Here is a 1,539-nt window from a genome sequence, read left to right as displayed (position 1 = left end):
CCGACACGCTCGTCGGCAACGGCGGCGCCGACTCCCTGTGGGGCGGGGCGGGCAACGACAGCCTGGACGGCGGCGACGGCAACGACACGCTGGACGGCGGCGCGGGCAACGACGTGCTGGTCGGCGGCGCCGGCAACGACCTGATCATCGTCGGGACCGGCAGCGACACCGTCGACGGCGGCGCCGGCAACGACCGGCTGGTCGCCGATCTGTCGTCGGTCACTGGAGACCAGCGCATCGAGAACGCGCCGACCTCGGCCAATCCCTGGACGGTGGCGAACCGGCTGCGGGTCACCGGCGTCGAGGATCTGGTGCTCACCATGGGTGCCGGCAACGACGTCATCACCAACCTGGGCTCGGGCAACGACACCATCGATGCCGGCGCCGGCAACGACACGCTGTCGCTGGGACTGGGCGTCGACTTGGTGAACGGCGGGGCCGGCACCGACCGGCTGATCATCGACTACTCCACCACGACGGCCACCAACACCGAACTTCTTCTCGCCGATGGGCAGACGACCACGGCAGACCCGGCGCAGGCGGTCCGGATCCGGATCACCGGCTACACCCCGACCTATCAGAGCGTCCAGATCGACTACGCCGGCTTCGAGCAGGTGACGATCACCGGCGGCAGCGGTTGGGACGTTCTGTACGGCGCGATCGGAGCCGACTGGCTGATCGGCAATGGCGGCAGCGATCGGCTGTTCGGCCTTGGCGGCGACGACAGCCTGTGGGGCGGCACCGGCAACGACACGCTGCTGGGCGGCGACGGCAACGACAGCTTGGACGGTGATTTCGGCGACGACAGCCTGGATGGCGGAGCCGGACACGACACGCTGCTGGGTGGTGAAGGCAACGACACGCTGCTGGGCGGCGACGGCAACGACAGCCTGTTCGGTGGCGCCGGCAACGACATCCTGTCCGCCGGATCGGGCAACGACACCATCGACGGCGGCGAGGGCAGCGACACGCTGATCTTCGACCTCAGCACGATGACCACCGGTCTGGTCATCGAGAATTCAGCCAGCACGACGATTTCCATCGCCGGGCGCATCACCGCCCGGAACGTCGAGAATCTGTGGCTCACCACCGGCAGCGGCAATGACCGCATTCTCAACAGCCTGGGCGGCAATGACAGCATCGCCACCGGCGACGGCGACGATGAAGTGCGTGTGGTCGGCGGCAACGACACACTGGACGGCGGCACCGGAACCGACACGCTGATCCTCGATATGTCGGCCAACACGGGCAGCACCTGGTTCAACTGGGCGGCCGCCGACGGTGGATCCATCAACACCCCGATCGGCGCGGCGCAGACCACGGTGTCCGGCTCCAACGGCATGCGCGTGGTCTACCGCAACTTCGAAAAGCTCAACCTCATCGGCGGCAGCGGGTACGACCATCTGTATGGCGGAGCCGGCAACGACACGCTGGTCGGCGGCGCGGGCGACGATGTGCTGGAGGGCTACAGCGGCGACGACAAGATCGTCGGCGGAGCCGGCAACGACACGCTGACCGGCGGCAGCGGCAAGGACGTGT

General features: G+C 68.2%; 1 protein-coding gene. It reads left to right on the top strand.

Annotated elements, in window-relative coordinates:
* A partial coding sequence (locus ACFPMG_RS23815) for a calcium-binding protein (RefSeq protein WP_376997704.1) occupies positions 1 to 1,539 on the top strand: 1,539 nt, incomplete at both ends.

It is taken from the genome of Azospirillum himalayense (assembly GCF_042657465.1).
In the GTDB taxonomy this organism is placed as follows: domain Bacteria; phylum Pseudomonadota; class Alphaproteobacteria; order Azospirillales; family Azospirillaceae; genus Azospirillum; species Azospirillum himalayense.
Note: the sequence above shows the minus strand (reverse complement) of the source record. Positions and strands in the feature narration are given on the sequence as shown.